This window comes from Mycobacterium sp. NGS34, from assembly GCF_059812845.1.
On sequence record NZ_JCALDM010000010.1, the window covers coordinates 175,681 to 199,827 of the forward strand.

Annotated in this window: 27 protein-coding genes; 18 read left to right on the forward strand and 9 right to left on the reverse strand. The window is 71.0% G+C overall.

The features are described from left to right. Positions 1–3 precede the first annotated feature (3 nt). The gene (bioD, locus tag AC5Y7V_RS22960) at positions 4–678 is read left to right on the forward strand and encodes a dethiobiotin synthase (RefSeq protein WP_499882324.1); all 675 of its coding nucleotides are present in this window, start codon (positions 4–6) and stop codon (positions 676–678) included. Continuing rightward, positions 678–1,190 (forward strand): 2'-5' RNA ligase family protein, encoded by a 513-nt coding sequence (locus AC5Y7V_RS22965; RefSeq protein WP_499882325.1) that lies wholly within the window; start codon positions 678–680, stop codon positions 1,188–1,190. Before bioD ends, AC5Y7V_RS22965 begins: the two co-directional genes overlap by 1 nt. Here the strand turns inward: AC5Y7V_RS22965 and AC5Y7V_RS22970 are convergent. The 4 genes from AC5Y7V_RS22970 to AC5Y7V_RS22985 form a co-directional block, all read right to left on the reverse strand. Next, a complete protein-coding gene (locus tag AC5Y7V_RS22970; RefSeq protein WP_499882326.1) occupies positions 1,187–2,545 on the reverse strand; it encodes a hypothetical protein in 1,359 nt (452 codons plus the stop codon). The two genes, AC5Y7V_RS22965 and AC5Y7V_RS22970, sit on opposite strands and share 4 nt — an antisense overlap. Beyond that, positions 2,542–2,895 (reverse strand): hypothetical protein, encoded by a 354-nt coding sequence (locus tag AC5Y7V_RS22975; protein WP_499882357.1) that lies wholly within the window; start codon positions 2,893–2,895, stop codon positions 2,542–2,544. The genes AC5Y7V_RS22970 and AC5Y7V_RS22975 overlap by 4 nt, the downstream gene beginning before the upstream one ends. A 5-nt stretch (positions 2,896–2,900) precedes the next feature. Then, positions 2,901–4,739 (reverse strand): hypothetical protein, encoded by a 1,839-nt coding sequence (locus AC5Y7V_RS22980; RefSeq protein WP_499882327.1) that lies wholly within the window; start codon positions 4,737–4,739, stop codon positions 2,901–2,903. An 81-nt stretch (positions 4,740–4,820) separates the two neighbouring features. Continuing rightward, complete coding sequence (locus AC5Y7V_RS22985) at positions 4,821–5,009, reverse strand: hypothetical protein (protein ID WP_499882362.1); 189 nt, start codon at positions 5,007–5,009, stop codon at positions 4,821–4,823. Between the two features lie 144 nt (positions 5,010–5,153). On the opposite strand from AC5Y7V_RS22985, the gene bioB reads away from it, so the two are divergent. Genes bioB through AC5Y7V_RS23000 form a run of 3 tightly spaced genes read left to right on the forward strand, consistent with a single transcriptional unit; the run spans position 5,154 to position 7,090 of the window. After that, on the forward strand, positions 5,154–6,194 hold the full coding sequence (bioB, locus tag AC5Y7V_RS22990) for a biotin synthase BioB (RefSeq protein WP_499882328.1): 1,041 nt from the start codon (positions 5,154–5,156) through the stop codon (positions 6,192–6,194). A 12-nt stretch (positions 6,195–6,206) separates the two neighbouring features. Next, positions 6,207–6,434 (forward strand): biotin synthase auxiliary protein BsaP, encoded by a 228-nt coding sequence (gene bsaP / locus AC5Y7V_RS22995; protein ID WP_499882329.1) that lies wholly within the window; start codon positions 6,207–6,209, stop codon positions 6,432–6,434. Then, entirely contained in the window at positions 6,431–7,090 is a 660-nt protein-coding gene (locus AC5Y7V_RS23000) for a DUF2567 domain-containing protein (protein WP_499882330.1), read from the forward strand. The genes bsaP and AC5Y7V_RS23000 overlap by 4 nt, the downstream gene beginning before the upstream one ends. Positions 7,091–7,094: 4 nt before the next feature. On the opposite strand, the gene AC5Y7V_RS23005 is transcribed toward AC5Y7V_RS23000, so the two are convergent. Together AC5Y7V_RS23005 and AC5Y7V_RS23010 are read right to left on the reverse strand one after the other, a co-directional pair. Further along, the gene (locus AC5Y7V_RS23005) at positions 7,095–8,435 is read right to left on the reverse strand and encodes a lipase family protein (protein WP_499882331.1); all 1,341 of its coding nucleotides are present in this window, start codon (positions 8,433–8,435) and stop codon (positions 7,095–7,097) included. Between the two features lie 158 nt (positions 8,436–8,593). Further along, positions 8,594–9,301, reverse strand: a complete 708-nt coding sequence (locus AC5Y7V_RS23010; RefSeq protein ID WP_499882332.1) for an NUDIX hydrolase — start codon at positions 9,299–9,301, stop codon at positions 8,594–8,596. A gap of 46 nt (positions 9,302–9,347) precedes the next feature. On the opposite strand from AC5Y7V_RS23010, the gene nadA reads away from it, so the two are divergent. From nadA to nadC, 3 genes are read left to right on the forward strand one after another with little or no spacing between them, the layout of a single operon-like run. Beyond that, on the forward strand, positions 9,348–10,397 hold the full coding sequence (nadA, locus tag AC5Y7V_RS23015; protein WP_499882333.1) for a quinolinate synthase NadA: 1,050 nt from the start codon (positions 9,348–9,350) through the stop codon (positions 10,395–10,397). Continuing rightward, positions 10,397–11,977 carry an L-aspartate oxidase gene (locus AC5Y7V_RS23020; RefSeq protein WP_499882358.1) on the forward strand — a complete coding sequence of 527 codons (1,581 nt, stop codon included), beginning with the start codon at positions 10,397–10,399 and terminating at the stop codon, positions 11,975–11,977. Before nadA ends, AC5Y7V_RS23020 begins: the two co-directional genes overlap by 1 nt. A gap of 2 nt (positions 11,978–11,979) precedes the next feature. Then, positions 11,980–12,834 (forward strand): carboxylating nicotinate-nucleotide diphosphorylase, encoded by an 855-nt coding sequence (nadC, locus tag AC5Y7V_RS23025; protein ID WP_499882359.1) that lies wholly within the window; start codon positions 11,980–11,982, stop codon positions 12,832–12,834. 81 nt (positions 12,835–12,915) lie between these two features. Here the strand turns inward: nadC and AC5Y7V_RS23030 are convergent, their stop codons facing one another. Beyond that, positions 12,916–13,482 (reverse strand): TetR/AcrR family transcriptional regulator, encoded by a 567-nt coding sequence (locus tag AC5Y7V_RS23030; RefSeq protein ID WP_499882334.1) that lies wholly within the window; start codon positions 13,480–13,482, stop codon positions 12,916–12,918. Between the two features lie 40 nt (positions 13,483–13,522). Between AC5Y7V_RS23030 and AC5Y7V_RS23035 the strand changes: the two genes are divergently transcribed. Beyond that, complete coding sequence (locus AC5Y7V_RS23035; protein WP_499882335.1) at positions 13,523–14,551, forward strand: zinc-dependent alcohol dehydrogenase; 1,029 nt, start codon at positions 13,523–13,525, stop codon at positions 14,549–14,551. 12 nt (positions 14,552–14,563) lie between these two features. On the opposite strand, the gene AC5Y7V_RS23040 is transcribed toward AC5Y7V_RS23035, so the two are convergent. Continuing rightward, complete coding sequence (locus AC5Y7V_RS23040) at positions 14,564–14,977, reverse strand: nitroreductase family deazaflavin-dependent oxidoreductase (RefSeq protein ID WP_499882336.1); 414 nt, start codon at positions 14,975–14,977, stop codon at positions 14,564–14,566. Between the two features lie 47 nt (positions 14,978–15,024). Between AC5Y7V_RS23040 and hisD the strand changes: the two genes are divergently transcribed. Genes hisD through hisI form a run of 8 tightly spaced genes read left to right on the forward strand, consistent with a single transcriptional unit; the run spans position 15,025 to position 21,415 of the window. Further along, on the forward strand, positions 15,025–16,371 hold the full coding sequence (gene hisD / locus AC5Y7V_RS23045) for a histidinol dehydrogenase (RefSeq protein WP_499882337.1): 1,347 nt from the start codon (positions 15,025–15,027) through the stop codon (positions 16,369–16,371). After that, the gene (locus tag AC5Y7V_RS23050) at positions 16,368–17,504 is read left to right on the forward strand and encodes a histidinol-phosphate transaminase (protein ID WP_499882338.1); all 1,137 of its coding nucleotides are present in this window, start codon (positions 16,368–16,370) and stop codon (positions 17,502–17,504) included. The genes hisD and AC5Y7V_RS23050 overlap by 4 nt, the downstream gene beginning before the upstream one ends. Then, positions 17,501–18,118, forward strand: coding sequence for an imidazoleglycerol-phosphate dehydratase HisB (gene hisB, locus AC5Y7V_RS23055; protein ID WP_499882339.1), 618 nt, complete (start codon positions 17,501–17,503; stop codon positions 18,116–18,118). Before AC5Y7V_RS23050 ends, hisB begins: the two co-directional genes overlap by 4 nt. Further along, complete coding sequence (gene hisH / locus AC5Y7V_RS23060; protein ID WP_499882340.1) at positions 18,115–18,732, forward strand: imidazole glycerol phosphate synthase subunit HisH; 618 nt, start codon at positions 18,115–18,117, stop codon at positions 18,730–18,732. The genes hisB and hisH overlap by 4 nt, the downstream gene beginning before the upstream one ends. After that, positions 18,733–19,467, forward strand: coding sequence for a bifunctional 1-(5-phosphoribosyl)-5-((5-phosphoribosylamino)methylideneamino)imidazole-4-carboxamide isomerase/phosphoribosylanthranilate isomerase PriA (gene priA, locus AC5Y7V_RS23065; RefSeq protein ID WP_499882341.1), 735 nt, complete (start codon positions 18,733–18,735; stop codon positions 19,465–19,467). A 4-nt stretch (positions 19,468–19,471) separates the two neighbouring features. After that, complete coding sequence (locus AC5Y7V_RS23070) at positions 19,472–20,284, forward strand: inositol monophosphatase family protein (RefSeq protein WP_499882342.1); 813 nt, start codon at positions 19,472–19,474, stop codon at positions 20,282–20,284. A 1-nt stretch (position 20,285) separates the two neighbouring features. Next, on the forward strand, positions 20,286–21,071 hold the full coding sequence (gene hisF, locus AC5Y7V_RS23075; RefSeq protein WP_499882343.1) for an imidazole glycerol phosphate synthase subunit HisF: 786 nt from the start codon (positions 20,286–20,288) through the stop codon (positions 21,069–21,071). After that, the gene (gene hisI, locus AC5Y7V_RS23080) at positions 21,068–21,415 is read left to right on the forward strand and encodes a phosphoribosyl-AMP cyclohydrolase (RefSeq protein WP_499882344.1); all 348 of its coding nucleotides are present in this window, start codon (positions 21,068–21,070) and stop codon (positions 21,413–21,415) included. The genes hisF and hisI overlap by 4 nt, the downstream gene beginning before the upstream one ends. Here the strand turns inward: hisI and AC5Y7V_RS23085 are convergent. Continuing rightward, the gene (locus AC5Y7V_RS23085; protein ID WP_499882345.1) at positions 21,412–22,929 is read right to left on the reverse strand and encodes a serine/threonine-protein kinase; all 1,518 of its coding nucleotides are present in this window, start codon (positions 22,927–22,929) and stop codon (positions 21,412–21,414) included. The genes hisI and AC5Y7V_RS23085 overlap by 4 nt on opposite strands. Before the next feature lie 99 nt (positions 22,930–23,028). On the opposite strand from AC5Y7V_RS23085, the gene AC5Y7V_RS23090 reads away from it, so the two are divergent. After that, on the forward strand, positions 23,029–24,132 hold the full coding sequence (locus tag AC5Y7V_RS23090) for a calcium:cation antiporter (RefSeq protein WP_499882360.1): 1,104 nt from the start codon (positions 23,029–23,031) through the stop codon (positions 24,130–24,132). The last annotated feature ends 15 nt before the right edge of the window (positions 24,133–24,147 follow it).

Consider the following 24,147-nt stretch of genomic DNA (forward strand, 5'->3'; position numbering starts at 1 on the left):
CCGTTGACCGTTCTGGTCGTCACCGGCACCGGCACCGGGGTGGGCAAGACGGTCGTCACCGCGGCGCTGGCCTGCCACGCCCGTCAGGCGGGCATCGATGTGGCGGTGTGCAAACCCGTCCAGACCGGCACCGACGCCGGCGACGACGACCTCGCCGAGGTGGGCCGGCTGTCCGGGGTGACCGAACTCGCCGGCCTGGCGCGGTATCCGCTGCCCCTGGCCCCGGCCGCCGCGGCCGAGCAGTCGGGAATACCGCTGCCCACCGGCGAGGAGGTATCGCGGCTCATCCGCGACCTGGACCGCCCGGGGCGGCTGACGCTGGTCGAGGGCGCGGGCGGCCTGCTGGTCGAACTCGCCGGCGCCGGCGTCACGCTGCGCGACATCGCCGTCGGGCTGGGTGCCGCGGCGCTCGTCGTGGTCAGCGCCGAGCTGGGCACCCTCAACCACACCGCGCTGACCCTGGAATCCCTTGCCGCGCATGGTGTTCCGTGCGCGGGCCTGGTGATCGGCAGCTGGCCGGCCCAGCCCGGCCTGGTGGAGACGTCGAACCGGTCGGCGCTGGGCGAGCTGGCCCCGGTGCGGGCCGCGCTGCCCGCCGGCGCCGCATCCGCGCCGGACTTCGCGGCCATGAGCGCCGCGGCATTCGACCGCGACTGGGTGAGCGCGCTGGTGCGCTGATGGTCCATTCCATCGAGCTGGTCTTCGACCCCGACACCGAGGCGGCCATTCGCGGCATCTGGCGCGAATTGGCCGGCGCCGGCATCCCCAGCCAGGCCCCGGCCAGCCGGCCGCACGTGACGCTGGCCGTCGCCGAACGCATCGACGCGCAAGTCGACGAGCTACTCAGTCCTCTCGCCGGACGGTTGCCGTTGGACTGTGCTGTCGGGGCACCGGTGCTGTTCGGCCGGGCGAACGTCGTGTTCGCGCGGCTGATCGTGCCGACCAGCGAACTGCTGACCCTGCACGCCGAGGTGCACCGGGTGTGCGGTCCGCACCTGGAGCCGGCGTCGATGTCCAACAGCCTGCCCGGTCAGTGGACCGCGCACGTGACGCTGGCCCGCCGGGTCGGCGGGCCCCAGCTCGGGCGGGCGCTGCGCATCGCGGGCCGCCCGACGCAGCTCGACGGCCGCTTCGCCGGCCTGCGCCGCTGGGACGGCAACAAGAAGGTCGAGCACCCGATCGCCGGCTAGCCCCCGAACAGCAGGTACAGGCCGGTGAACGTGTAGCCGACCATGACCAGCATCATGGTGAGCTGCCCGGTGAGCTGATGGCCGGCCGGCAGCAGCCGCAGCGCCCGGTCGTGCGCGGCGACCACCGCCACGATGTGGCCGGTCACCACCGACGCCACCTTGATCCCGGCGAGCACCGGGGGATGCGCCGACAGCACGTACGCGACGTGAAAATGCGCCAGCCCCAACAGGTTCCAGCCGCGGCCGAACGGATCGGCCAGCGCGATCACGGCCTGCTGGCCGCGCTCGACGAGGTAGGACAGGTAGTGCGCGAAGATGTAGCCCACCACGATCGGGATCAGCGAATGCGCCATCCGGCCCGGCAGGGCGCGGCGCTGCTCGCGGTCGACGCCGCCGGTGGCCCGCGCCGCGAGCGAAAACGTCACCGCCACAACGGAAATGAACACGATCAGCCCCGCGGTGCGCAGCAGCGACGACGAGAGCGTCGGTGGCGGGCCGAAGCGACGCGAAACCTCGTCGGCGAAGCCCCGCCACGTCGGCGACGACGAGAAGCTGTCGAACGCCGTCGACCCGAGCAACACCGCCAGCAGCACCACCACGCCGGGGCGGACGGGCAGCGACGGCAGGTGATCGAGCGGATTCCCGACGACGATCTTTCCGGTGGCCGCGTTGCGGCGAAACGGGCAGAGGCGGGAAACCGCCATGCTGTACACGCCGAACGGGTCGGCCCGGGCCAGCCAGCGCTGGCCGCACAGCCACGCCCCGCCCAGCATCAGCGCGGCATAGATCGCCAGCCACGCCCGCACCAGCGGCAGCGACGCCGAGTTGGGGCTGGCCAGCTCCATCCACACGAAGGCGAACAGGCCCAGCGCCGCGGGGCGATAGCCCCAGCCCTCGGGATACCGCCTGCGTCCGGCGCGCCCCGGCGTCACGCGCCGCAGCAGCAGATACACCGTGCGCATCGGTGAGATCACCCGCCAGACCGGCCCGAAGAGCAGCGACAGCGCCACCAGCCCGACCCACAGCAGCACGTAGAACGCCCCGAGCAGGGCGTTGGACTCCGATTGCGGGCCCCACACCCCGGCCAGCACCACCCACACCGCGAACGCCAGCGCCAGCCCGGCGGCCGTCCAACGGGTGCCCCGGGCGTCGACGAAGGAGGTCAGCGCCGACGGCAGCGGGCGGCCGGGCTTGTCCGGATCAAACCGCGGCCGCCGCCACGCGAACGCCACCAGCGCGAAGGTGAACGTCAGCGCCCACGCGGCCCCGACCATCGCGTACAGGTAGGGCACCGGAAGGTCGCCCGACCCGCCCAGACCGTGCGCGAGCACCGCGGTCGCGCCGCCGGCGCTCACGGCTGGACTTGGATGGTCGCGATCGTGCGGTCCAGGTGGTGCAGCTCGACCTCGACGTTGCCGGGCACGTCGACGCTGAACTGGAAGGTTTGCCCGGGCGCGGCCGCGACCGGGAATTTGTGATCGGGCGTGGAGTGCACGTGCAGCTCGTCGGCGGCGTCGCTGTTGACCCGCAGGGTGATCTGCTGGTGGACCTTGGCCGCCACGGTGGCGTTGGTCGGGGTGACCTGGCCCTTGGCGATGGTGACGTCGACGACCGGGGCCGCGGCGGGGGACGGGGTGTGCGAACCGCCGCAGGCGACCAGCGCCCACGTCAGCGCCACCGACGCGGTGACGAGGGCGCGCCGCACCGTTCTCACGCCGCCCGTGGGGCCCCGGGCAGGGGCTGCTTCTCCTCGACCGGTTCGGGCGATTCCTGGGCGTTGTTCAGCCGGCCGGCACCCCATGTCAGCGCGCTGATCACCATCAGGGTCAAGATCAGCACCACGATCCCACCGGCGGTGAACAACCAAGCCGGCGCGCTCTGGTCGCGTTCGCGCTGCAGGATCGTGACTTCCAGGACGAACGGCCGCACGCTTTGCGCGAGCGCGGGAACCTCGGGCGCCGGAATGGCGTCGTCCGCGGGCTCCCAGATCGGCACGGCCGTCATCGTGCGGCCGTCCTGAACCCGCAGCAGCGTCTTCCAGTCTCCCCACACGGGAACCGGCTGGGTCGACCGGTAGTGCCCCGGACCGACCTTCTCCAGTCGGTCGATCATCAGGCCGCGGTTGTTCTCCATGCGCCCCTGCCAGGACAGGATCGTCAGCCAGTCCGGATGGTCGCTGACGAACGGCGGCGTGAGCTGCACGTCCGCCGACACCATCCGCCGTCCCGGTTGGCTGGGCTGGTCGGTCAGCGTGACGGTGGCGGTGTTTTGGCTCGGCACCAAGATGTGCAAACCGTTGGCCACCGCGGCGCCGATCACCAACACCGTCAACACCACCGCGGTGATGCCGACCCGGCGGCCCGGGAGCCGCTGTCCGGTGAGCACCATCCCGAACATCGCCCCGCACACCCCGGTCAGCACGGCCACGGGCACCGACATCGCCAGCGCCTCACCCCACATCCTGGTCGGCCAGGGGTAGTGGTACACCGCGCCGATCCACAACGACTCCAGCCACAGCCCGACGGTCGCCACGCCGAGCCCCGAAACCGCGCCAAAGGCGATGGGGCGCTTGAGGAGCGGGGTCAGCGCCACCAGCTCGACGACCAGCGCGGGGCCCAGATACAGCGGGAACCAGTTGATCGGCGCGCCCAGGACGGGCCCGACCACCAACGCGACCAGCCCCCGCAACGCGACGGCGAACAGCGCCCCGATGACGGCGCCGCCGCGCCCCATGGTCAGGCGGGCGGCCACCGCCGCCAGCGCGGACGCCGCGGCGATCAGCATCGGCTGGAACACCAGCCTGAATTGCGGGACGCCGAAGTCGAACTCGATCTGATAGACGGACAGCCCGATGAACAGACCGCCGAAGGACAGGTAGCGCAGGAATGTGATGAACGGGCCGTGGAAGACCTCCGCCCCCTCGTGGGCCTCGCCCTCTCGCTCCAGGATCAGCACCGCGAACAGGGAAAAACAGGCTCCGCCGATCATCATCAAATGCGTTGGGCCCCAGAGGGTTACGTCTTGTCCGAAGATCCGGTGCCAGATGTCGTCGAGCGGGAACCCGATCATCGCGTACAGTCCGCAGCCCGCCATCAGAATCCCGCCGATCGGGGCGTACCAGTTACGCGTGATGCGCACCGCCGCCGGGCCGGGCTTGTCGAACGGCAGCACGACCGCCACCATGCCCCCGACGAAGATCCCGAACAGGCCGATGATGATGAAGTAGTGCGCCGGGTTGGCCAGGGGGCCGGGGTCGCGGCCGTTGCCGATGTGCCAGCTGACGTCCCAGATGAACCCGAACAGGGCGCAAATGATGAACGTGGTGAAGATCAAGACCGGTAGGGCCACCCAGTTGGGGCGGTGGAACTTTGCGCCCACCCGGTCCGCGACGCGGGTCAGCCACTCGATGCGGTGATTGCGGTGCGCGTAACCGATCCACAGCATCGCCGCGCCGATCACCACGGCGGCGATCGACAATCCGATCACCTGGTTGAGGCCGGCGCCGCGCGCGGGTGCCTCCGCCACAAAATTCAGATCCGCCGACCTCATCGTCAAACCCTCCCAACCCGTCGGGCCAACACGAACCGTGACGCGGCTCGCAGGAACCGGAATGCCCCGATCGGGGCCTCGTCAATCACCGTCTTTGTTGGCGGAGTCGCTTTGCTGCTTAGCGTCCGGGCCGGCACCGCGGCGGTCTTTCAGCGCGACATACAGGATCACCGCGACGACGACGATCGCCGGCAGGAAGGCCGGGATCGCCAGCAGCAGCATGTGGTGGGCGACGTAAACGACCTGCGGATCGGTCTGCGGATAGGTCACCGTTCAGACATACCCCGGCGGTGCCCATGTGCCTCGTTTTTTCGGCGGCCGTTACCCTACTTTGAACACCGATTTGTTCAGGCTGCCGCGACGACGTGGCAGGTGCGGGTGCGCGCGCACACAAAAGATGCAGGGGAGTACCTGGTGACTCAAGCGGCAACTCGGCCGACGACCGACGCCGACGACTCGAACGACGACATCCTCGCGGTGGCCCGCCGCCAGGTTCTGGAGGGCGGCGAGGGCCTGACCCGGGACCAGGTGCTGCGGGTGCTGCAGCTGCCCGACGACCGCCTCGAGGAGCTGCTGGCCCTGGCCCACGAGGTGCGGATGCGCTGGTGCGGCCCCGAGGTCGAGGTCGAGGGCATCATCAGCCTCAAGACCGGCGGGTGCCCGGAGGATTGCCACTTCTGCTCCCAGTCCGGGCTGTTCTCGTCGCCGGTGCGCAGTGCGCGCCTCGACATCCCCAGCCTGGTCGAGGCGGCCAAGCAGACCGCCAAGTCGGGGGCGACCGAGTTCTGCATCGTCGCCGCGGTGCGCGGCCCAGACGAGCGATTGATGGCGCAGGTCGCGGCCGGCATCGAGGCGATCCGCGACGAGGTGGAGATCAACATCGCCTGCTCGCTGGGGATGCTGAGCGCCGAGCAGGTGCAGCAACTCGCGGCGATGGGCGTGCACCGCTACAACCACAACCTGGAGACCGCCCGCTCGTTCTTCACCAACGTCGTGACGACCCACACCTGGGAAGAGCGCTGGGAGACGCTGTCGATGGTGCGCGACGCCGGCATGGAGGTGTGCTGCGGCGGCATCCTCGGTATGGGCGAAACCCTGGAGCAGCGCGCGGAATTCGCCGCCGACCTGGCCGAACTCGGGCCCGACGAGGTGCCGCTGAACTTCCTCAACCCGCGGCCGGGCACCCCGTTCGGCGACCTTGAGGTGCTGCCGGTCAGCGAGGCGTTGAAGTCGGTCGCCGCCTTCCGGCTGGCGTTGCCGCGCACGATGCTGCGCTTTGCCGGCGGCCGCGAGATCACCCTGGGTGACCTCGGCGCCAAGCAGGGCATCCTGGGCGGTATCAACGCGGTCATCGTCGGCAACTACCTGACCACGCTCGGGCGCCCCGCCGAGGCGGACCTGGAACTGCTCGAGGATCTGCAGATGCCGATCAAGGCGCTGAACGCCAGCCTGTAAGAAACTGGTGACGTGGTTCGGGATCTAGGCGCCCCGGTCAGCGCCGGCGTCTACAACGTGTACACCGGGGAGTTGGGGGGCACCGCCGTGCCGACGGCCGCCCAGCTGGGCCTCGAGCCGCCCCGGTTCTGCGCGCAGTGCGGGCGCCGGATGGTGGTCCAGGTTCGGCCCGACGGCTGGCGGGCGCAGTGCTCGCGGCACGGAGAGGTGGACTCGGCGGACATGGAGGCCCAGCGGTGACCGAGCACGCCGGGCCGGCGCCCGTGGGGCCCGCCGGCGTTCCCCGCCGCGCGCGGGTGCGCGCCGTCGTCGCCGTGGCGCTGGGGGTGGCCGCGACCGGGCTGGTGATCGGCGGGCTGTGGGCCTGGATCGCCCCGCCGATCCGCGCGGTCGTCGCGATCACGCGGGCGGGCGAGCGGGTCCACGACTACCTGGGCACCGAATCGGAGCACTTCTTCATCGCGCCGAGCCTGCTGCTGGGCGTGCTGACGGCGCTGGCGGTGGTGGGCGCGGTGCTGGTGTGGCAGCGGCGCGAGCACCGCGGGCCCGCGATGGTCGTCGGGATGTCGCTGGGCATGGTCGCCGCCGCCGCCGTGGCCGCGGGGACGGGCGCACTGCTGGTCCGGCTGCGCTACGGCGCACTGAACTTCGACGCGGTCCCGCTGTCGGGCAGCCCCTCGGTCGCCTACGTCACCCAGGCGCCGCCGGTGTTCTTCGCCCTGGATGTTCCGCAGGTGGCGGTCACTCTGATGTGGCCCGCGGGGATCGCCGCGCTGGTGTACGCGCTGCTCGCGGCCGCCGACGCCCGCGACGACCTGGGCGGTCTTCCGGTGGCCGAACGCCGGGCCGGCGCCGTGCCGATGGAGCCCGAGGCCCCGGAGGCCGCCGTCTCGTAGCGGCTTACAGGGGACGGTGCGGGATCTTGCGGCCGGTGATGACCTTGGCGGCGATCTTGACCAGCCGAGCCATCCCGACGTAGGTCATCGGGTTGAACATCGTCGGCCACGTCGTCCTGATCAGGTGCTCGGTGAGCGGGCGGCCGGCGAATCGGTCGGTGAGCCAGCGCAGCGTCATCGGGGCGGACAGCGGGTGCAGGCAGATGTGCTCGTTGAACGCGTCCCGGTGGTAGGTGACCCGCGCGCCGCCGGCCGAATAGGCGTCGGCGAGCTCGTCGATGTCGTGCACGTCGATCAGGTAGTCGTGCACCGCCTGCACGATCAGCACCGGCGGCGTCGGCACCGCCGCGCCCAGCTTGATGTTGTCGAAGACGTACGTGACCTCGGGGGTGGACAGGATGTCTTCGAGCGGCTCGTCGAGGTAGTCGCCCATGTTCTTGCCCGCCATCCGCAGGACGGCTTCCACGGTCGTCATCTCGTGCAGCGAGTCGAGCAGGGCGCGGCCCTCCTCGTTGGTGTGCTCCTTGATCACCCGGTCCAGGTCGGGGTAGACCTTGGCGAGCGCGGCCACCACCAGCGCGGGCAGGCCGGCCAGGAAGCTCCCGTTGAGCCTGCGGAACGTGTGGCCGAGGTCGCCGACGGGCGAGCCCAGCACCGCGCCGACGATGTCCAGCTCCGGTGCGTACTGGCCGCACATTTCCGCGGCCCACGCGCTGGCCAGGCCGCCGCCGGAGTAGCCCCACAGGCCGATCGGCGCCGACGGCACCAGCCCGAGCCGGTCGGAGTTCAGCGCGGCGCGGATGCCGTCCAGCACGCGGTAACCGGGCTCGTACGGCGCGCCCCACGAGCCGTTGAGGCCCTCGTGGTCGGGCACCGACACGGCCCAGCCCTCGGCGACGGCGGCGGTGATCAGCAGGAACTCGAACTGGCTGAGCGACCCGAGGGCCTTCGCGCGGCGCCTCAGCGCGTAGGACGGAAAGCAGCGGGACGTCATCGCGTCGATCGCGCACTGGTAGGACAACACCGGGCAGGTCTGCCCGGGAGCCAGCTCGGCCGGGACGATCACGGTGGTCGCCGTCGCCTCGGGGTCGCCGTTCATGTTCGTCGTGCGGTAGAGCAGCTGGACGGCCTTGACGGGCTGCGGGATCAGACCCAGGAACGCCAGCTCGACGTCGCGCGAGCGCAGCACAGTCCCCGGCTCGGCGTGCTGATAGCCGGGCGGGGGCTGGTAGAACGGGTCGTCCGAGGGCAGCAGCGGCCGGACCTTGCGCTGCAGTTGCTCGTGCTGCGGCCGTCCGATCCACTGGGCGTCACGCGTCCCCGCGAGATTGCCGAACTCAACCATTCGCAGATCCCTCCTTGGCCATCCGGCATTCTCGCGCATGAACGGACGGTGGCCAAAACGTAATCGCCGCATTGTGAGCCAGTTCTCGTGGTCCCCCCCAGCTCACGGGGCGAAAGGTGTGCTGCCCAATGTACCGGCGTGTCGTGGGTGGCGTGGCGTTAAACGCCGGGCGGCCGAAACGCAGCGAATTCGTCGGTGACCCGCAGCTGAGAGTCGGTGAAGTGGTACAGCGCCGCCGGGCGCCCGCCGCTGCGCCCGGACTGCGCGATGGTGCCGGTCTGGCTGATGACCCCGCGCCGGACCAGCACGCGCTGCAGGTTCGTCGCGTCCACCTGGTAGCCCAGCGCGGCGCCGTAGATGTCGCGTAGCGTGGAGAGCGCGAATTCCCTTGGCGCCAAAGCGAACCCGATATTGGTGTAGGACATCTTTGCGACCAGCCTGGTCTGGGCGTGTGCCACCATCGGTCCGTGATCGAACGCCATCGGCGGCAGCGAATTCACCGGGTGCCACCGGGTGTCCGGCGGCAGCTCCGGGGTGGCGGGGGAGGGCACCAGGCCCAGGAACGTCGACGCGATCACCCGCGCACCGGGCACCCGGAGTGGGTCGGAAAACACAGCGAGCTGCTCCAAGTGAGCCAGCTCTCGTAGGTCGACCTTTTCGGCCAGCTGGCGGCGAACGGAGGTGGTCAGGTCCTCGTCGTTGCGCAGCCGTCCGCCCGGCAGCGACCAGGCGCCCTGCTGCGGATCCCTGGCGCGCTGCCATAGCAGGACGTTCAACTGCGGTTTTTCTCTACGCGTAGCGCCCGTTACCTGACGAACCTGAAACACGACGGCGAGCACCTCGTGTTCAGTGCTAGTATGGCGCATGTTTTCGATTCTAAGTCGAAAACCTCCAAGCGCAAAGGAGCCGCCAATGACGGTCTTGACTCGCATGGACACGCTCGCGCACGACATGAGTGCCCGCATCACCGACACCCCGGCCGGCTACGCCGGCGTGGACGGGGACGAGCAGTGGGCCGCCGAGGTTCGCCGGCTGGCCACGCTGCGCGGCGCCACGCTGCTCGCGCATAACTACCAGCTGCCCGCCATCCAGGACGTCGCCGACCACGTGGGCGACTCGCTGGCGCTGTCGCGGATCGCCGCCGACGCGCCCGAGGACACGATCGTGTTCTGCGGTGTGCACTTCATGGCCGAGACCGCCAAGATCCTCAGCCCGGACAAGACCGTGCTCATCCCGGACCAGCGGGCCGGCTGCTCGCTGGCCGATTCCATCACCCCCGACGAGCTGCGCGCGTGGAAGGACGAGCACCCGGACGCCGTCGTCGTCTCCTACGTCAACACCACCGCCGCGGTGAAGGCCCTGACCGACATCTGCTGCACGTCGTCCAACGCGGTCGACGTCGTCGAGTCCATCGACCCCGAGCGCGAGGTGCTGTTCTGCCCGGACCAGTTCCTCGGCGCCCACGTCCGGCGCGTGACGGGCCGCAAGAACCTGCACGTGTGGGCCGGGGAGTGCCACGTGCACGCCGGCATCAACGGCGACGAGCTCTCCGAGCAGGCGCGGGCAAACCCCGACGCCGAGCTATACGTGCACCCCGAATGCGGCTGCGCCACTTCGGCTTTGTACCTCGCGGGCGAGGGCGCCTTCCCGGCGGAGCGGGTGAAGATCCTGTCCACCGGCGGCATGCTCGAGGCCGCCCACGAGACCCACGCGCGCAAGGTCCTGGTCGCCACCGAGGTCGGCATGTTGCACCAATTGCGCCGGGCCGCACCGCAAGTCGACTTCCGCGCGGTCAATGACCGGGCCTCCTGCAAGTACATGAAGATGATCACCCCGGCCGCGCTGCTGCGTTGCCTGGTCGAGGGGGCCGACGAGGTCCACGTCGACCCCGAGATCGCGGCGGCGGGCCGGCGCAGCGTGCAGCGAATGATCGAGATCGGGCAGCCGGGCGGCGGCGAATGATCGCCCGCCCGGACTGGACCCACTCCGCCGACGTCGTCGTAATCGGCACCGGCGTCGGGGGTTTGGCCGCGGCGCTGGCGGCCCATCGCGCCGGCCGCAGCGTCGTCGTGCTGAGCAAGGCCGACCGGGCGAAGGGTGGGACGGCGACGCACTACGCGCAGGGCGGCATCGCGGTGGTGCTCCCGGACAACCCGGAAAACCCAGACTCCGCCGAGGCCCACGTCGCCGATACCCTGGCCGCCGGCGCCGGCCTGTGCGATCCCGACGCGGTGTACTCGATTGTCGCCGACGGGTACCGGGCGGTGTCCGAATTGGTCGGTGACGGAGCGCGATTCGACGAATCCGTCCCCGGCCGCTGGGACGTGACGCGCGAGGGCGGGCACTCCCGGCGGCGCATCGTGCACGCCGGCGGCGACGCCACCGGCGCCGAGGTGCAGCGCGCGCTCGACCACGCCGCGGCAAGGCTGGACATTCGCGCCGGCCATGTGGCCCTGCGCGTATTGCGCAACGACGAGACCGTCACCGGGGTCCTGCTGGGCGGCGTCGACGGCTACGGAATCATCAACGCGCCCTCGGTGATTCTCGCGTCCGGCGGCCTCGGGCACCTTTACGGGGCGACCACCAATCCCGACGGCTCCACCGGCGACGGCATCGCGCTGGCCCTGTGGGCCGGCGTGCCGGTGAGCGACCTCGAGTTCATCCAGTTCCACCCGACCATGCTTTTCGGCGCCGGAGGCGGGCGCCGCCCGCTGGTCACCGAGGCGATCCGCGGCGAGGGTGCGACATTGCTTGACAGCCAAGGCAATTCGGTCACCGCGGGCGTTCACCCAATGGGCGACCTGGCGCCCCGCGACGTCGTCGCGGCGGCCATCGACGCGCGGCTGCGGGAGACCGGCGACCCCTGCGTCTTCCTCGACGCGCGCGGCATCACGGGCTTCGAGACGCGGTTCCCGACCGTCACCGCCGCCTGCCGGGAGGCGGGGATCGACCCGGTGCGCCAACCCATCCCGGTCGTCCCCGGCGCGCACTACAGCTGCGGCGGCGTGGTCACCGACGTGCACGGGCAGACGGAGTTGCCCGGGCTGTTCGCCGCCGGCGAGGTGGCCCGAACCGGCATGCACGGCGCAAATCGCCTGGCGTCCAACAGCCTGCTCGAGGGCCTGGTGGTGGGCGGGCGCGCCGGGAAGGCCGCGGCCGCGCACGCCGTTTCCGCCGGGCGCACCCGCGCCGTCGCACCCGACCCCGTCGCCCCCACCGCCACGCCGCGCGGCGACCTGCACCGGGCCATGAGCCGGGACGCCTCGGTGGTGCGCGACGCCGCCGGGCTGAACCGGTTGTCCGACAAGCTTTCCGGGGCGCCGGTCCGCAACATCGCCGGCCGCCGCGATTTCGAGGACGTCGCGCTGACGCTGACCGCCCGGGCGGTGACCGCGGGCGCGTTGGCGCGCAACGAAAGCCGCGGCTGCCACCACCGCGCGGAGTACCCGGACGTCGCGCCCGAACAAGCCCGCAGCAGCGTGCTCCGGCTGGCCGACGACCAGAACTCGGTGCTGGTGGAGGCGCTGGCGGCGGTGGGGTGACGATGCTTTCCGACGGCGAACTCGACGCCGCCCGCGACCTCATCCGGCGCGCCCTGGACGAAGACCTTCGCTTCGGCCCCGACGTCACCACGCAGGCCACGGTCCCGGCCGGCGCGGTGGCCACCGCGTCCATGGTGCCCCGCGAGCCGGGCGTGATCGCCGGGGTGGACGTCGCGCTGCTGGTCTTCGACGAGGTGATCGGCGCCGGCGGCTATCAGGTGCTCGATCGCCTCGAGGACGGCGCCCGGCCGGCGCCCGGCGAGCCGCTGTTGACGGTCCGGGCGGAGACCCGCGGCCTGTTGACCGCGGAGCGGACCGCGCTGAACTTCGTCTGCCACCTGTCGGGGATCGCCACTACGACCGCGGCCTGGGTCGACGCGGTGCACGGCACCAAGACCAAGGTCCGCGACACCCGAAAGACCCTGCCGGGCCTGCGGGCGCTGCAGAAATACGCGGTCCGCGTCGGCGGCGGCGTCAACCACCGGCTGGGGTTGGGCGACGCGGCGCTGATCAAGGACAACCACGTCGCGGCTGCGGGCTCCGTGGTCGAGGCGCTGCGGGCGGTGCGGGAGGCGGCCCCCGACCTGCCCTGTGAGGTCGAGGTGGATTCGCTCGAGCAGCTGGACGAGGTGCTGCCCGAGAAGCCCGAGCTGATCCTGCTGGACAACTTCCCGGTCTGGCAGACGCAGATCGCCGTGCAGCGCCGCGACGCCCGGGCGCCCGCCGTGCTGCTCGAGTCCTCCGGCGGCCTCAGCCTTCAGAACGCGGCGACGTACGCCGCGACCGGTGTCGACTACCTGGCCGTCGGCGCGCTGACCCACTCGGTGCGCGTGCTCGACATCGGCCTGGACATGTAGGCCTTCCGCTTGCCTGTGAATCCAGGGCGGAAAATCGCCGAAATCCAGCCCTCCCTTCATACCGAAAGCCGTGAGCGCACACTAGCCGCGCAGTAGCGTGCGCGCCGCGGGCTTGGCCGCTTCGAGCGCGCCCGCGTCGCCGGAGATCCGCGACAGGATCAGAGCCCCCTCGATCAGCGAAATCACCGCGAGCCCAACCCGTTTCGCCTCCGCCGCGGCCCACCCTTCCGAGCGCAGCCGCTCCTCGATGGCCGCACACCATCCCCCGAAGGCGCGTGCCGACGCCTCGCGCACCAGCGGGCTCGCGTGCACCGACTCGGTCGCGATCGGCTCGATGGGGCAGCCGTCGCGCCGGTCGCCCGCCAAGCCCGCGGCCAGCAGGTCGACCCACCGATCGACGATGTCGGCCACCGGCTGGCGCGTCGCCAGGAACCGGCGCAGCAGGTGCTCGATGCCGGTCCCTTGCGTGTCGACGACCGCCGCGGCCAATTGTTGCTTGCCCTGCGGGAAGTGGTGATACAGCGAACCGGGCTTGACGCCGGCCTCGTCGAGGATCTGGTTGAGGCCGGTCGCGGCGTAGCCCTGGCGGCGAAACAGGGTGGCGGCCTTGTCGATCAGCGCGGCGCGGCTGCGATCCGGTCTTGGCATGCTATTGACTTTACTTGAGCAATCACTCAAGAATGCAGAGATGAGGCAACTGACCTATGAAGAGGCCGGGCGATACGCGTGGCGCGAGGTGCCCGAGCCGCAGCTCACCGCCCCCGAGCAGGCGCTGGTCCGGCCGCTGGCGGTGGCGTGTTGCGACCTCGACGTCGCAGTCTGCCAAGGGAGGCTGCCCTTGCCGCCGGCGTACGCGGTCGGCCATGAGGGATTGGGCGAGGTGGTGGCCGTCGGCGACGACGTCAAGGGGGTTCGGGTCGGCGACCGGGTGGTGGTGCCTTTTCAGATCAGCTGCGGCACCTGTCGCGAATGCCGTCGAGGCGTGACCGGTTCGTGCGGCTCGGGGCCTCTGATGGCGATGTACGGAATGGCGCCGATCGCGGGGCTGGACGGCGGCGGGTTCATGTCGGATCTGGTGCTGGTGCCCTACGCCGACGCAATGCTCATCCCGTTTCCTGACCCCGTGGACCCCGTCTCCATCGCGTCCCTGTCGGACAACATTCCCGACGGCTGGCGCACCGTCGGGCCGTTCGCCGACGAGCTCAACGCGCTCGATCCGGCCGATCGCCGCGTCCTGGTACTCGGTCGGCTGTCGATCGGGCTGTACGCGGCCGCCTTCGGCGTGGCGCTGGGAGCCCGCGTCGACTACGTCGACACCGACCCGCAGCGGCTGGCCGCCGCCGAGAAGCTCGGCGCGGCGGTCCACGACGTTCCCAAACCCGACAAGTCGTGGGACCCGTACCCGGTCACCGTGCATACGACCGGCGACGCCGCGACGCTTTCTGCGACGCTGCGCGCGACCTGGCCGGATGGCGTGTGCACCGACACCGGGATCTACCCCGAATACAAGGTCGAGATGCCGCTGCTGCCGATGTACACCCGCGGCGTGCGGTTCGTCACCGGACGCGTCAGCGCGCGCACCGTCATCCCGCGCGCGCTCGAACTGCTCGCCGGCGGCCTGGACCTGTCGCCGGCCGTCGACCGCGTCGTCGCCTGGGATGAAGCCCCCTCGGCCTGGCCGGCGATGACGGGCAAGACCGTCTTCACGAGGGCCTAGTCGACGGCGAAGTCAGGCGATATCGCCGACGAACACCCCGACCCTGCCCAGCTGCGCGCGGACCATTCGTGGCAGGCCCGCACCGTCGGAGCCGGCGGGCAGGATCCGCGGGTTGGTGATGTGCACGACGCGGTTGCGGCTGTACTGCACGTCGGCCTCGCCGGCGGCCAGCACGTTCTTGACCCAGTTCGTCTTGCCGTGGGCCAGCGCGATCGCCAGCACGTTGCCCTTGCGGTAGGGGGTGATGATCGTCTCGTACTCCTTGCCGGAGGTGCGACCGCGGTGCTTGATGGTCGCCGTGCCGGGCAGAAAACGCGCGATCGGCTTGACCGCCGGGTTGAAGTACTTGATCTGGAAGCGCTCGAACCAGACCGGGAATACCATCGGCACGCCCGGGGCGTTGTTCGGGTGATCCTTTGTGGACATGAGGGCCACACTACCGGCCGGATAACGACTTGAGCTGCTCTGGGACAATGGAGGACGTGACCCCCACCCAACCGTCGCCGATCGCCCGCATTGACCTGCGCGGCGCGGAGCTGACGGCCGCCCGGCTGCGGGCGGCGCTGCCGCGCGGGGGCGCCGACGTGGACAGCGTGCTGCCCACGGTGCGCCCCATCGTGGAGGCCGTCGCGGAGCGCGGGGCCGAGGCGGCGCTGGAATACGGCGCCTCCTTCGACGGGGTGCGGCCCCCGGCCGTCCGGGTCCCCGGGGCGGCGCTCGACAAGGCGCTGGCGGATCTCGTACCGGCGGTAGCCGAGGCGCTGCGGGTCATGATCGAGCGCACCCGCGCCGTGCACGCAGACCAGCGCCGCGCCGACGTCACCACGACGCTCGGCCCCGGCGCGACGGTCACCGAGCGGTGGGTGCCCGTCGAGCGGGTCGGCCTGTACGTGCCCGGCGGCAACGCGGTGTATCCGTCCAGCGTGGTGATGAACGTGGTGCCGGCGCAGGCCGCCGGGGTCGGCTCGCTGGTGGTGGCCAGCCCGCCGCAGGCGGCCTTTGACGGGCTGCCGCACCCGACGATCCTGGCCGCGGCCCGGCTGCTCGGCGTCGACGAGGTGTGGGCCGTCGGCGGCGCGCAAGCGGTCGCCCTGCTGGCCTACGGCGGCACCGACATCGACGGCTCGGAGCTCGCGCCGGTCGACATGATCACCGGCCCCGGCAACATCTACGTCACCGCCGCCAAGCGGCTGTGCCGATCCCGGGTGGGCATCGACGCCGAGGCGGGGCCGACGGAGATCGCCATCCTCGCCGACCACACCGCCGACCCCGCGCACGTGGCCGCCGACCTGATCAGCCAGGCCGAGCACGACGAGATGGCGGGCAGCGTGCTGGTGACCCCCAGCGAAAGCCTGGCCGCCGCCACCGACACCGAACTGGCCGCCCAGCTGCAAACCACCGTGCACCGCGAACGGGTGACGGCCGCGCTCGGCGGGCCCCAGTCGGCGATCATCCTGGTCGACGACGTGGACGCGGGCATCCAGGTGGTCAACGCTTACGCCGCCGAACACCTGGAGATCCAGACCGCCGACGCCGCTGCGGTCGCGGGCCGAATACGTTCGGCCGGAGCCATTTTCGTCGGCCCGTACGCGCCCGTGAGCCTCGGCGACTACTGCGCCGGGTCCAACCACGTACTGCCGACCGGCGGCAGCGCCCGCCATTCCAGCGGCCTGTCGGTGCAGACATTCCTGCGCGGCATCCACGTCGTCGACTACACCGAGGCGGCGCTGAAAGACGTGTCCGGGCACGTGGTTGCGCTCGCCGAGGCCGAGGACCTGCCGTCGCACGGCGAGGCGGTCCGGCGGAGGTTCGAGCGGTGACCGAACGCGACAAGCCCACGCTGGACGACCTGCCGTTGCGGGACGACCTGCGCGGCAAATCGCCGTACGGGGCACCGCAATTGGCGGTTCCGGTGCGGCTGAACACCAACGAGAACCCGCACCCGCCCACGCAGGCGCTGGTCGACGACGTGGTGCGGTCGGTGCGCGAGGCCGCCGTCGACCTGCACCGCTACCCCGACCGCGACGCGGTCGCCCTGCGCCGCGACCTGGCCGCCTACCTCACCGCGCAGACCGGCACCCCGCTCGACGTCGAAAACCTCTGGGCCGCCAACGGTTCCAACGAGATCCTGCAGCAGCTGCTGCAGGCGTTCGGCGGACCGGGGCGCAGCGCGATCGGGTTCGTCCCGTCCTACTCGATGCACCCGATCATCGCCGACGGCACCCGCACCGAGTGGATCGAGACGGCGCGCGCCGACGACTTCGGCCTCGACGTGGACGCGGCCGTCGCCGCCGTCACCGAACGCCGGCCCGACGTGGTGTTCGTCGCCAGCCCCAACAACCCGACCGGGCAAAGCGTTTCGCTGGCCGACCTGCGGCGGCTGCTCGACGTGGTGCCGGGCATCCTGATCGTCGACGAGGCCTACGGCGAGTTCTCCTCGCAGCCCAGCGCCGTGGCGCTGGTGGAGGAGTATCCGAGGAAGCTCGTCGTCACCCGCACCATGAGCAAGGCGTTCGCGTTCGCCGGCGGGCGGCTCGGGTACCTGATCGCCACACCGGCGATGATCGACGCGATGCTGCTGGTGCGGCTGCCGTATCACCTGTCGTCGGTGACGCAGGCCGCGGCCCGCGCCGCGCTGCGGCACGCCGACGACACCCTGGGCAGCGTGGCCACCCTGATCGCCGAGCGGGAGCGCGTCACAACGGCGTTGAGCGGCATGGGTTTTCGGGTGATCCCGAGCGACGCGAACTTCGTGCTGTTCGGCGAATTCGCCGACGCGCCGGCCGCCTGGGCGCGCTACCTGGAGACCGGCGTCCTGATCCGCGACGTCGGGATCCCCGGCTACCTGCGCGCCACCACGGGTCTGGCCGAGGAGAACGACGCCTTCCTGCGGGCCAGCGCCCAGATCGCCGCCACCGAACTGGCCCCAGCCACCTCAGTAGGAGCCCCGTGAGCACCGAAAACCGCCGCGCCCGAATCGAACGGCGCACCAAGGAATCCGACATCGTCGTCGAGCTCGATCTCGACGGCACCGGACAGGTCGACGTCGACACCGGCGTGCCGTTCTACGACCACATGCTCACGGCGCTGGGCAGCCACGCCAGCTTCGACCTGACCGTGCGCACCAAGGGCGACGTCGAGATCGAGGGCCACCACACCATCGAGGACACCGCCATCGCGCTGGGCCAGGCGCTCGGGCAGGCGCTGGGCGACAAGAAGGGCATCCGGCGCTTCGGGGATGCCTTCATCCCGATGGACGAGGCGCTGGCCCACGCCGCGGTCGACGTCTCCGGGCGGCCGTACTGCGTGCACACCGGTGAGCCGGATCACCTGCAGCACACCACGATCACCGGCAGCGCGGTGCCGTATCACACCGTCGTCAACCGGCACGTGTTCGAAACGCTGGCCTCCAACGCCCGCATCGCGCTGCACGTGCGGGTCCTGCACGGCCGCGACCCGCACCACATCACCGAGGCCGAATACAAGGCGGTGGCCCGCGCGCTGCGTCAGGCGGTCGAGCGCGACCCCCGGGTGTCGGGTGTGCCGTCCACCAAAGGTGTTCTGTGACCAAATCTGTTGTGGTGCTCGACTACGGCTCGGGCAACCTGCGGTCGGCGCAACGCGCGCTTCAGCGGGTCGGCGCGTCGGTCGAGGTGACCGCCGACGCGGCGGCCGCGGCGGCCGCCGACGGGCTGGTGGTGCCGGGGGTCGGCGCGTTCGAGGCGTGCATGACGGGCCTGCGGAAAGTCGGGGGAGACCGCATCATCGCCGAGCGGGTGGCCGGCGGGCGGCCCGTGCTGGGCGTCTGCGTGGGCATGCAGATCCTGTTCGCCCGGGGCGTGGAATTCGGGGTGGAGACCAAGGGCTGCGGGCAGTGGCCGGGGGCCGTCACCCGGTTGGACGCGCCGGTGATCCCGCACATGGGCTGGAACGTGGTGGATCCGGCGCCCGGCAGCGCGCTGTTCAAGGGGTTGGCCGACGGCGCGCGGTTCTACTTCGTGCACTCCTACGCCGCGCAGCGCTGGGAGGGTTCGCCGGCGGCGGTGCTGACGTGGGCGACCCACCAGGTGCCGTTTTTGGCCGCGGTCGAGGATGGCCCGCTTTCCGCCACTCAATTCCACCCGGAGAAGAGCGGCGATGCCGGTGCGGCCGTGCTGAGCAATTGGGTTGAGGGACTGTAGATGTCATTGATTCTGTTACCGGCCGTCGACGTGGTCGACGGCCGTGCCGTGCGGCTGGTGCAGGGCAAGGCCGGCAGCGAGACCGAGTACGGCTCGGCGCTGGACGCCGCGCTGGGCTGGCAGCGCGACGGGGCCGAATGGATCCATCTGGTCGACCTGGACGCGGCGTTCGGCCGCGGCTCCAACCGCGAGCTGCTCGCCGAGGTGGTGGGCAAGCTCGATGTGAAGGTGGAGCTGTCCGGCGGGATTCGCGACGACGACTCGCTGGCCGCGGCGTTGGCCACCGGCTGCGCGCGGGTCAACCTGGGCACGGCGGCCCTGGAGAACCCGCAATGGTGCGCGCGGGCCATCGACGAGCACGGCGATAAGGTCGCCGTCGGGCTCGACGTGCAAATCGTTGACGGCCAGCACCGGCTGCGCGGGCGCGGCTGGGAGACCGACGGCGGCGACCTGTGGGAGGTGCTGGAACGCCTTGACGGGCAAGGGTGTTCGCGGTACGTCGTCACCGACGTCACCAAGGACGGGACCCTGGGCGGCCCCAACCTCGAGCTGCTGGGCGCGGTGGCCGACCGCACCGAGGTCCCGGTGATCGCGTCGGGCGGCGTGTCGAGCCTGGACGACCTGCGCGCCATCGCCACGCTCACCGACCGCGGGGTCGAGGGCGCCATCGTGGGCAAGGCCCTGTACGCCGGGCGGTTCACCCTGCCGCAGGCCCTGGCCGCGATGAGGGCGTAGCCGCATGGACCTCAACGCAATGGTGTCGCCCCTCGTGGACAAGGCGTCGGTGATCCTCGACGCCGCGGTGCCGCGCTTCCTGGAGGGCCATCGCGCCGATTCCGCGGTTGCCAAGAAGGGCAACGACTTCGCCACCGAGATCGACCTCGCCATCGAGCGGCAGGTCGTCACCGCGTTGCAAGCCACCACCGGCATCGGGGTGCACGGCGAGGAATTCGGCGGCACCGACGTGAACTCGCCGTGGGTGTGGGTGGTGGATCCGGTCGACGGCACGTTCAACTACGCGGCCGGGTCGCCGATGGCTGCGATCCTGCTGGCTCTGCTGCACGACGGCGAACCCGTCGCGGGCCTGACCTGGCTGCCGTTCATCGGCGACCGTTACACCGCCATCGCGGGCGGCCCGCTGATCAAAAACGGTGCGCCGCAACCATCGCTGGAAACCACGCAGCTGGCCGACAGCCTGCTCGCGGTCGGAACGTTCAGCGCCGACTCGCGCGGCCGGTTCCCGGGCCGCTACCGGCTCGCCCTGCTGGAGAACCTGAGCCGGGTGTCGTCGCGGCTGCGGATGCACGGTTCCACCGGCATCGACCTCGTCTACGTCGCGGACGGGATCGTCGGCGCGGCAATAAGTTTCGGCGGCCACGTGTGGGACCACGCCGCCGGCGTGGCGCAGGTGCGGTCCGCGGGCGGCATCGTCACCGACCTGGCCGGCAAACCGTGGACCCCCGAGTCGGACTCGGTGCTGGCCGCGGCGCCCGGCGCACACGACGAGGTCCTCGAGATCCTGCGCGCCGTCGGCGATCGGGAGGACTACTGAGATGTACTCCGGTACCGGCCTTGCCGTGCGCGTGATCCCCTGCCTGGACGTCGACGCCGGGCGGGTGGTCAAGGGCGTCAACTTCGAAAACCTCCGCGACGCCGGCGATCCGGTGGAGCTGGCGGCGGCTTACGACGCCGAGGGCGCCGACGAGCTGACCTTCCTGGACGTGACGGCTTCGTCGTCGGGCAGGGCGACCATGCTGGACGTGGTGCGCCGCACCGCCGAGCAGGTGTTCATCCCGCTCACCGTCGGCGGCGGGGTGCGCACCGTGGCCGACGTCGACACCCTGCTGCGGGCGGGGGCCGACAAGGTGTCGGTCAACACCGCCGCGATCGCCCGGCCCGACCTGCTCGCCGAAATGGCAACCCAATTCGGCTCGCAGTGCATCGTGTTGTCCGTCGACGCCCGCAAGGTGCCCGAGGGATCGCCGCCCACGCCGTCGGGCTGGGAGGTGACCACCCACGGGGGGCGCCGCGGCACCGGCATCGACGCCGTCGAATGGGCGGCCCGCGGCGCCGAGCTCGGGGTGGGGGAGATCCTGCTCAACTCGATGGACGCCGACGGCACCAAGGCGGGGTTCGACCTGCCGATGCTGCGCGCGGTCCGCGCGGCGGTCACGGTGCCGGTGATCGCCAGCGGCGGCGCCGGCGCGGTCGAACACTTCGCGCCCGCGGTCGCCGCCGGGGCCGATGCGGTGTTGGCGGCGAGCGTCTTTCACTTCCGCGAGCTGACCATCGGGCAGGTGAAGGCCGCCATGGCGGCGGAAAAGATCACGGTCCGATGACGCTCGACCCGAAGATCGCCGCGCGGCTGAAGCGCAACGCCGACGGGCTCGTCACCGCCGTCGTGCAGGAGCGCGGCAGCGGCGACGTGCTCATGGTCGCCTGGATGGACGACGACGCGCTGGCCCGCACCCTGGAAACCCGTGAGGCAACGTACTTTTCGCGGTCCCGCGGCGAACAGTGGATCAAGGGGGCGACGTCGGGGCACACCCAGCACGTCCACTCGGTGCGCCTGGACTGCGACGGCGACACCGTGCTGCTGACCGTCGACCAGGTCGGCGGCGCCTGCCACACCGGCGATCACAGCTGCTTCGACGCCGACCAGCTGCTGGGGCCCGACAGCTAGCTCGGCGCGACGTCCAACCCGGTGGCCGCCGCGATCGCCGCGCGCGCCCATTCGTGGCGGAACACCGCCGGCGCGATGCGGTCCCGGCGAATCATCTCCAAATCGATGGCCTTCCCGGTGAGCGCCGCGTTGGGCACCCGGAACGAGAACGCCGTCTCGTCGGTGGCCACCGCCAGGATCGCGTCGCTGTCGGTGAAATGGTTTGCGACCATGGCGTTTTCGGCCCACTTGAACGGCTTGAGGCCGCCGAAGTTCGGCACGTACACCACCCACAGCCGGGTGCCGCGGCCGTTGTAGAGGTTGGTGAGGGCGCGGTTCACCGCGTCGTGCTCGAGCGGTCCGAGCACGCCCGACTGATCGGTGATCTGGCCCGACAGCGTGATGGCCGCCGGTGCCGGGGGCGCGGCGGAGTTGCCCGGCGACAACGGCGCCGCCGACGCCGATGGCGCTTTGTGCTGGTGGCTTCGGGCGCCGAGCGTGCGAATCCCGAAGTAGGCGCCCACCGCGACCACCGCGATCGCGACCAGCGCGGCGATCGCCACCACCGGCCCGCGCCCGCCAGAACGTGCCGTGGCCGGGGCCGGCGGCGCGCTCTTGGGCTTTGGGATCACGGCCGTCGGCGCGGGGATGACCGCGGTGGGACCGGCAGTCACCTCCGACGCCGCGGTGTTGAGCCCGCTGCCCAGCGCGGCGGCGAACTCGGCGCACGTGCCGAAGCGGTCGTCGGGCTTCTTGGCCAGCGCCTTGGCGATGGCGCCGTCCAGGTCAGCCAGCTCGGGCCGGCGCTCGCTGATGTTCGGCGGCGGCGCGGACAGGTGCTGGGTGATCACCACCGCCGGGTTGGAGTGGCGGAACGGGGCGGACCCGGCGAGCAGGTCGAACGCGGTGCAGCCCAGCGCGTATTGGTCGGCCCGCCCGTCGACGTCGAGGCCCTGCAGCTGTTCGGGCGCGCAGTACGCGGTGGTGCCCACCAGCATGTTGGTCGCGGTCAAACCGCTGATCTCGCCCAATTCGCGCGCGATCCCGAAGTCGGCGAGCAGAATTCGCCGTCGCGGGCTGGCGTCGGTCAGCAGGATGTTGGCCGGTTTGACGTCGCGATGCAGCAGCCCGCGCGAATGGGCGTAATCAAGCGCGTCGGCGACGGCCGAAATGATCTCCACCACATCGGCTTTCGGCATCCCCGACGGGTACTGGCTGCGCAGCAGTTTGGCGGCGTCGGTGCCCTCCACGTAGTCCATCGAGATCCACAGCTGCCCGTCGTATTCGCCGCGGTCGTGGATGCCGACGATGTGTTCGTTGTACAGGCTCGCCGCCAGGTCGGCCTCGCGGTTGAAGCGTTGGCGAAATTCGTCGTTCGCGGTCAGCTCGCTCGGCAAGATCTTCAGGGCGTCGCGCCGCGGCAGCCGCGGATGCTGCGCCAAATACACCTGGCCCATGCCGCCGGTGCCGAGGCGACGAATGATCGTGTATCCGGCGAACACCTGTCCTTCGGTCAGGCCATCGCTTTCTGGCATGTGAGCATGGTACTGAGGCCTAGGCCGCACAAACCGGTAATCGTGACCCGGCCCGACCCGTCGGGCGCCCACGCGCTTCATCGGCGAGAATGGCGGGCGATGCGCAAACGGCTGTCCTGGGGGTCCTGGACCACAGCGGTGCCGGTGATCGCCGTCCTCGTGCTGACGGCCACCTGGGGCGAGCACCTCGGGCCATTGTTGATCACGCTGCAGGCCGCGCTGCTGATCGGCGCCGTGCTGGCCGCCGTCCAGCACGCCGAGGTGGTCGCGGCCCGCGTCGGCGAGCCGTTCGGATCGTTGGTGCTCGCGGGCGCGGTCACGATCATCGAGGTCGCCCTCATCGTGGAGCTGATGGCGTCGGGCGGCAACGAGGCGGCCACGCTCGCCCGGGACACCGCGTTCGCCGCGTTCATGATCACCACCAACGGGATCGCCGGCCTGTCGCTGTCGTGGGGTTCCCGTCGCTACGGCGTGACGTTGTTCAACGCCGAGGGCAGCGGAGCCGCGCTGGCCACGCTCACGACGTTGGCGACGCTGAGCCTCGCGCTGCCCGCGTTCACCATCAGCCACCCCGGCAGGGAGTTCTCCCCGGGCCAGCTCATCTTCGCCGCGGTCGCCTCGCTCCTGCTGTACCTGTTGTTCGTGTTCACCCAGACCGTCCGGCATCGCGACTTCTTCCTGCCCGTTGCGCAGAAGGGCCAGAAGCGGATTTTCGAGGAGGACGAAAACCACGCCGACCCGCCGAGCGCCCGTGCGGCGCTGGTCAGCCTGGTATTGCTGCTCGTCGCGCTGGTTGCGGTGGTGGGCCTGGCCGAACAGGAATCGCCGGCGGTCGAACGCCTGGTGTCGGCGGCCGGGTTTCCTCAGACGTTCGTCGGCGTGGTGATCGCGATGCTGGTGCTGCTGCCCGAGACGCTCGCGGCGGTGCGCGCGGCCCGGCGCGGCCGCATCCAGACCAGCCTCAACCTGGCCTACGGCTCCGCGATGGCCAGCATCGGGCTGACGATCCCCGCCATCGCGCTGGCGAGCATCTGGCTCAAGGGGCCGCTGGTGCTCGGTCTGGCGCCCACCCAGCTGGTGCTGCTGGCCCTGACCGTGGTGATCAGCATGCTGACCGTGGTGCCCGGCCGGGCCACCCGCCTACAGGGCGAGGTGCACCTGGTGTTGCTTGCGGCCTACGTGTTCCTGGCGATCATCCCCTGACGCCACGCCGCGAGC